Below are 7,585 nucleotides of genomic sequence, written 5' to 3' on the forward strand. Positions count from 1 at the left end.
GTGGAAGGATCCCCATTTTGGTCGCTTCGAGCACCTCTAACCATGACGCCGCTAACGGCGCAGAGAACGTCTCGCGCCGAATTTCATTCGCGAAGATTAACGAACCGCTGAAGGTTCCCAACCTGCTTGCTATCCAGACCGATAGCTTCGACCGCCTCGTTGGTAACGAGCGCTGGGCGGAGCGTCTGGAGAAGGCGCAGGCTGCTGGTGACACTTCTGTCCCCGCTCAGTCCGGTCTGGCTGAGATTTTTGAAGAAATCTCCCCGATTCGTGACTTCCAGGAGACTATGCAGCTCTCCTTCTCTGAGCCTGAGTTTGCTGACCCCAAGTACTCTGTTGAGGAGTGCAAGGACCGCGACGCAACCTACTCGGCTCCGCTGTACATTAAGGCTGAATTCATGAACCTCGCTACCGGCGAGGTCAAGCAGCAGACCCTGTTCATGGGTGACTTCCCCCTGATGACCGAGGCCGGTACCTTCGTTATTAACGGTACTGAGCGTGTGGTCGTTTCCCAGCTGGTGCGTTCCCCCGGTGCTTACTTCGAGAAGGCCCCGGACCGTACCTCCGATAAGGACATTTACTCTGCCCGCGTGATTCCTTCCCGCGGTGCATGGTTCGAGCTGGAGATTGATAAGCGCGACCAGGTTGGCGTGCGTCTGGACCGTAAGCGTAAGCAGTCTGTGACCGTTCTGCTGAAGGCGCTGGGCTGGACCGAGTCCAAGATTCTGGCTGAGTTCGGTCAGTACGACTCCATCCGCGCAACCCTGGAGAAGGACTCCGTCAAGGACCGCGACGAGGCTCTGCTGGACATCTACCGCAAGCTGCGTCCGGGCGAACCCCCGACGGTTGAAGCTGCCCAGGCTCTGCTGGACAACATGTACTTCACCCCGCGCCGCTACGATCTGGCGAAGGTTGGTCGTTACAAGCTGAACCGTAAGCTCGGCGTGGACGTTCCCATGGATTCCCCCGAGGCTTCCGTTCTGAGCCAGGACGACATCGCTCAGATGATTCGTTACCTCTGCGCTCTGCACGCAGGCGAGACCAGCATCTCCGGCGTCCGTGACGGCGAGGAAATCTCCCTCAAGATCGATATCGACGACATCGACCACTTCGGTAACCGTCGTATCCGCACCGTGGGCGAGCTGATTGAGAACCAGATCCGTACCGGTCTGTCCCGTATGGAGCGCGTGGTTCGCGAGCGCATGACCACCCAGGACGTGGACGCTATCACCCCGCAGTCCCTGGTGAACATCCGCCCCGTCGTGGCAGCTATCAAGGAGTTCTTCGGTACTTCTCAGCTGTCCCAGTTCATGGACCAGAATAACCCGCTGGCGGGTCTGACCCACAAGCGTCGTCTGTCCGCACTGGGCCCGGGCGGTCTGTCCCGTGACCGTGCAGGCATGGAAGTTCGAGACGTCCACCCCTCGCACTACGGTCGTATGTGCCCCATTGAAACCCCTGAAGGCCCGAACATTGGTCTGATTGGTTCGCTGGCAACCTACGGTCGAATCAACTCCTTCGGTTTCATTGAGACCCCCTACCGCGTGGTGACTGACGGCCGCGTGACCGATGAGGTCCGCTACCTGACCGCTGACGACGAGAAGTCTGTCGTTATTGCACAGGCAAACGCACCGCTGAACCCGGACCGTACCTTCGCTGAGAACGAGGTTCTCTGCCGTGCGGGTGACGGTTCTGGCGAAGCTGTTCTGGTCGCTCCCGGTGCCGTTCAGTACATGGACGTCTCCCCGCGCCAGATGGTGTCCGTGGCTACCGCCCTGATTCCTTACCTGGAGCACGACGACGCTAACCGCGCACTGATGGGTGCTAACATGCAGCGTCAGGCTGTGCCCCTGCTGGAGTCTGAGGCTCCCGTGGTTGGTACCGGTATGGAGAAGTACGCAGCACTGGACTCCGGTGACTCCGTGCTCGCGAAGAAGCCCGGTGTGGTTTCCTCCGTGGACGCTAAGACCGTTATCGTCCGTAACGACGACGGCTCTGTCTCCACCTACCCGATCATGAAGTTCTCCCGCTCGAACCCGGGTAACTGCTACAACCAGCGCGTTGTGGTGAAGGAAGGCCAGCGCGTCGAATACCGCGACGTTATCGCTGATGGCCCCTCCACCGACGGCGGCGAGCTGGCACTGGGTAAGAACCTGCTCGTGGCGTACATGCCGTGGGAAGGCCTGAACTACGAGGATGCGATCATCCTCTCCCAGCGCATGGTTTCTGAGGACGTGCTGACCTCGATCCACATTGAGGAACACGAGATTGACGCCCGCGACACCAAGCTGGGCCCCGAGGAGATTACCCGCGATATTCCGAACGTGTCCGAGGATGTTCTCTCGGCTCTGGACGAGCGCGGCATCATCCACATCGGTGCTGAGGTTGAGGCTGGCGACATCCTCGTCGGTAAGGTCACCCCCAAGGGCGAGACCGAGCTGACCCCCGAGGAGCGCCTGCTGCGCGCAATCTTCGGTGAGAAGTCCCGCGAGGTTCGCGACACCTCCCTGAAGGTTCCTCACGGCGAGTCCGGTACCGTCATCGGTATCCGCATCTTCGACCGCGAGAACAACGATGAGGACGATCTGCCCCCGGGCGTGAACCAGCTGGTCCGCGTGTACGTGGCTCAGAAGCGTAAGATTACCGACGGCGACAAGCTTGCAGGCCGCCACGGTAACAAGGGTGTTATTTCCAAGATCCTGCCGATCGAGGATATGCCCTTCCTGGAAGACGGTACCCCCGTGGACGTTATCCTGAACCCGCTGGGCGTGCCCGGTCGTATGAACATTGGTCAGGTTCTGGAAGTCCACACCGGTTGGCTGGCTAAGCAGGGTTGGAAGATTGAAGGCGAGCCCGAGTGGCTCAAGCGCATGCCGAACTTCCCGAAGGAATCCGGCCCGACCCGCCTGGCAACCCCGGTGTTCGACGGTGCCCACGAGGACGAGCTGTTCGACCTCATGGACCACTCGAACCCGAACCGCGATGGTGATCGTCTGATCAACCGTTCCGGTAAGGCACGTCTGATTGACGGCCGTTCCGGTGAGCCCTTCCCGGACCCGATTTCGGTTGGTTACCAGTACATCCTGAAGCTGCACCACCTGGTGGATGACAAGATTCACGCTCGTTCCACCGGTCCGTACTCGATGATTACCCAGCAGCCCCTGGGAGGTAAGGCGCAGTTCGGTGGTCAGCGCTTCGGTGAGATGGAAGTGTGGGCGCTGGAAGCATACGGCGCCGCATACACCCTGCAGGAAATCCTGACCGTCAAGTCCGATGACGTGGCGGGCCGTGTGAAGGTTTACGAGGCTATCGTGAAGGGCGAGAACATCCCTGAGCCGGGTATCCCCGAATCCTTCAAGGTTCTTATCAAGGAAATGCAGTCTCTGTGCCTGAACGTCGAGGTGCTCTCCACTGACGGCAAGATTATCGAGATGAGCGACTCGGAGGAAGAAGGCTTCCGGGCAGCAGAAGATATGGGCGTGAGCCTGACCCACGACGAGCCTAGCTCCGTCGACGAGGCATAAGCACCGCCTCCTTCTAGGGTGGGGAGCCCCGCATGCGCTCGCGTGCGTTGTGGGGTTCCCGCCCGCTAACCCAAGTCTTCAGAAACTTACAGAAAGAGATTAGGACCGATATGTCCAACGAATCTTCGCTTGGTTTGATGCGAATTGGCCTCGCCACCGCCGACGACATCCGTCGTTGGTCCTTCGGTGAGGTTAAGAAGCCCGAGACCATCAACTACCGTACCCTGAAGCCCGAGAAGGACGGCCTCTTCGACGAGCGTATCTTCGGCCCCACCAAGGACTGGGAGTGCTACTGCGGTAAGTACAAGCGCGTGCGCTTCAAGGGCATTGTGTGTGAGCGCTGTGGTGTTGAGGTGACCCGCTCTAAGGTACGTCGCGAGCGCATGGGCCACATTGAGCTGGCTGCTCCTGTCACCCACATTTGGTACTTCAAGGGTGTTCCTTCCCGCCTGGGTTACCTGCTGGATCTGGCTCCGAAGGACCTGGAGAAGGTCATTTACTTCGCTGCGTACATGATCACTAAGGTTGACGAGGAGGCTCGTCACGAGGATCTGCCCATGCTGCAGGCTGCTCACGACCGTGAGAAGCAGGAGCTTGAGGCTGCTCTGAACGCTGATGTGAACGCTATCAGCCGTGAGGTTGAGGCGGAGCTGGCTCGTATTGAGGCAGAGGGCGGCAAGGCTGCTGAGAAGCGTAAGCTGCGCGATAACGCTGAGCGTCAGCTCGCGTCGGTGCGTAAGCGCTACGAGCGCGAGGCTGAGCACCTGGATCGCGTGTGGGATCGCTTCAAGAACCTGAAGGTCGCTGACCTTGAGGGTGATGAGGCTCTGTACCGTTCCATGATTGATAAGTACGGCCTGTACTTTGAGGGTGCGATGGGCGCAGAGGCTATTAAGAAGCGTCTGGAGTCCTTCGACCTGGAGGCTGAGGCTGAGGCTCTCAAGGAGATTATTCAGACCGGTAAGGGTCAGAAGAAGACCCGCGCTCTGAAGCGTCTGAAGGTTGTTAACGCCTTCCTGACCACTAACAACTCCCCGCTGGGTATGGTCCTGGATGTCGTTCCGGTTATTCCGCCGGAACTGCGTCCGATGGTTCAGCTGGACGGTGGCCGCTTCGCGACCTCCGACCTGAACGACCTGTACCGTCGTGTGATCAACCGTAACAACCGTTTGAAGCGCCTGCTGGAGCTGGGTGCTCCCGAGATTATCGTGAACAACGAGAAGCGTATGCTGCAGGAAGCTGTGGACTCGCTCTTCGATAACGGTCGTCGCGGTCGCCCGGTGACCGGCCCCGGTAACCGCCCCCTGAAGTCTCTGTCTGACATGCTGAAGGGTAAGCAGGGTCGTTTCCGTCAGAACCTGCTCGGTAAGCGTGTTGACTACTCGGGTCGTTCCGTGATTGTGGTTGGTCCCCAGCTGCAGATGCACCAGTGTGGTCTGCCCAAGCAGATGGCTCTGGAGCTGTTCAAGCCCTTCGTTATGAAGCGTCTGGTGGAGCTGAGCCACGCTCAGAACATTAAGAGCGCTAAGCGTATGGTTGAGCGTTTCCGCCCGCAGGTTTGGGACGTTCTGGAAGAGGTCATTGCAGAGCACCCGGTTCTGCTGAACCGTGCACCTACTCTGCACCGCCTCGGTATTCAGGCGTTTGAGCCGAAGCTGGTTGAGGGTAAGGCTATTCAGCTGCACCCGCTGGTTTGCTCCGCGTTCAACGCTGACTTCGATGGTGACCAGATGGCAGTTCACCTGCCGCTGTCTCCCGAGGCTCAGGCTGAGGCTCGTATCCTCATGCTGTCCTCGAACAACATCCTGAAGCCGTCGGATGGCCGCCCTGTGGCTGTTCCTTCGCAGGATATGATCATTGGTCTGTACCACCTGACTACTCCTCGCGATGGTCAGAAGAACGAGGGTCACGCATTCTCTTCGGTGTCTGAGGCTCTGATGGCGATGGATCGTCATGAGATTGAGCTGTACACCAAGGTGAAGATCCGCCTTGATGGTGATCAGTTTGTTGCTCCTGAGGGCTGGGAAGCTCCCGAGGGTTACAAGCCGGGCGACCCCGTGCTGCTGGACTGCACCGTTGGTCAGGTTCTGTTCAACCAGGCTCTGCCGAAGGATTACCCCTGGTTCTCCGGTGTGGCAGATAAGAAGGGCCTGGGTAGCCTGATTAACGATCTGGCTGAGCGTTACCCGATGGATGTTGTGGCTCGTGCTCTGGACAACCTGAAGAACTCTGGTTTCTACTGGGCTTCTCGTTCGGGCGTGACCGTGGCTGTTTCCGATATTGCTACTCCCGCTGAGAAGCCGGCAATTATGGAGCGCTACGAGAAGCAGGCTGCTGCAATTCAGGACGACTTCGAGATCGGTACCATCGATGACGAAGAGCGTCGTCAGGAGCTGATTAAGGTTTGGACCGAGGCTACCGACGTGGTTGCTGAGGCTATGCGTGAGAACCTGAGCTCTCACGGTGGTCTGAACACCATTTACCGTATGGTGACCTCCGGTGCACGTGGTAACTGGATGCAGGTCCGTCAGATTGCGGGTATCCGTGGTCTGGTGTCGAACCCGAAGGGTGAGATTATGCCTCGCCCGATTAAGTCCTCGTACCGTGAGGGCCTGTCGGTTCTGGAGTACTTCATCGCGACCCACGGTGCACGTAAGGGTCTGGCGGATACCGCACTGCGTACCGCTAACTCGGGTTACCTGACTCGTCGTCTGGTGGACGTTTCGCAGGACGTTATCGTTCGCGAGCACGACTGTGGCACTCGCCGCGGTCTGGTTCTGCCTCTGATTGATGAGGACGGCGCTCTGCACCAGGATGTCGAGACTTCGATTCACGGTCGTACCCTTGCGGTTGACGTGAAGGACGAGGCTGGCAACGTTCTGGCTGCTGCTGGCTCGGACGTCTCTGATGAGCTCATTGAGAAGCTCTTCAAGGCAGGCGTGAAGGATGTTCGCGTCCGTTCGGTTCTGACCTGTGAGTCCGCTATTGGTGTGTGTGCACTGTGCTACGGCCGTTCGATGGCTTCGAACGTTCTGGTGGACATTGGTGAGGCTGTTGGTATTATTGCGGCTCAGTCGATTGGTGAGCCCGGTACCCAGCTGACCATGCGTACCTTCCACACCGGTGGTGTGGCTTCGGCTGACGATATTACTCAGGGTCTGCCCCGTATTCAGGAGCTGTTCGAGGCTCGTACCCCCAAGGGTGTTGCCCCGATTTCTGAGGTGTCCGGTCGCGTGACCATTGAGGATACCGAGAAGTCCTACAAGATTGTGGTGACCCCGGACGATGGTTCCGAGCCCCAGTCCTACACTGTTCTGCGTCGTGCAGCTTCTAAGCTGCAGAACGGCGATCACGTTCAGGTTGGCGATCAGCTGGCTACCGGTTCTGTTGATCCGAAGGAGGTTCTGCGTATTCGTGGTCCTCGTGAGGCTCAGAAGCACCTGGTGAGCGAGGTTCAGGGCGTGTACAAGTCGCAGGGTGTGGAAATCCACGACAAGCACGTTGAGGTTATTGTTCGCCAGATGCTGCGTCGCGTGACCGTGATTGAGTCCGGCGATACCGATCTGCTGCCTGGTGAGCTGGTTGATAACATTGCTTTCCAGACTGCTAACCGCAAGGCACTGGTTGAGGGTAAGAAGCCCGCAGCTGGCCGTCCGGAAATGATGGGTATTACCAAGGCTTCGCTGGCTACCGAGTCCTGGCTGTCGGCGGCCTCCTTCCAGGAGACCACCCGCGTCCTGACTCAGGCTGCTATGGAGGCGAAGACTGACCCGCTGCTCGGCCTGAAGGAGAACGTGATCATCGGTAAGCTTGTTCCCGCCGGTACCGGTCTGGCACGTTACAACGATATTGAGGTTGAGCCCAGCGCCCAGGCTACCGCGGAGCGTATGCAGGCTCTGGACACTTTCGGTGGTTACCCGAGCGCATTCCAGATGGATAACGAGGTGTACACTTACGGCAACGGCGGCTTTATGGCTGTTTCGCTGGATGAGTACGGTCGTGGTCTGGACTAAGGCTTCTGCCGTGAGGGGCAGGTTGGGGGTTTAGACTCCTGACCTGGT

At 58.8% G+C, this 7,585-nt stretch carries 2 protein-coding genes; both read left to right on the plus strand.

The genetic code is table 11. The features are described 5' to 3' along the window. Positions 1-17: 17 nt before the first annotated feature. The gene (rpoB, locus tag QZ540_RS03885) at positions 18-3,524 is read left to right on the plus strand and encodes a DNA-directed RNA polymerase subunit beta (RefSeq protein ID WP_294627902.1); all 3,507 of its coding nucleotides are present in this window, start codon (positions 18-20) and stop codon (positions 3,522-3,524) included. A 110-nt stretch (positions 3,525-3,634) separates the two neighbouring features. Beyond that, the gene (locus QZ540_RS03890; protein WP_294627903.1) at positions 3,635-7,537 is read left to right on the plus strand and encodes a DNA-directed RNA polymerase subunit beta'; all 3,903 of its coding nucleotides are present in this window, start codon (positions 3,635-3,637) and stop codon (positions 7,535-7,537) included. The last annotated feature ends 48 nt before the right edge of the window (positions 7,538-7,585 follow it).

The sequence above is a fragment of the uncultured Rothia sp. genome (assembly GCF_916049665.1).
In the GTDB taxonomy this organism is placed as follows: Bacteria; Actinomycetota; Actinomycetes; order Actinomycetales; family Micrococcaceae; genus Rothia.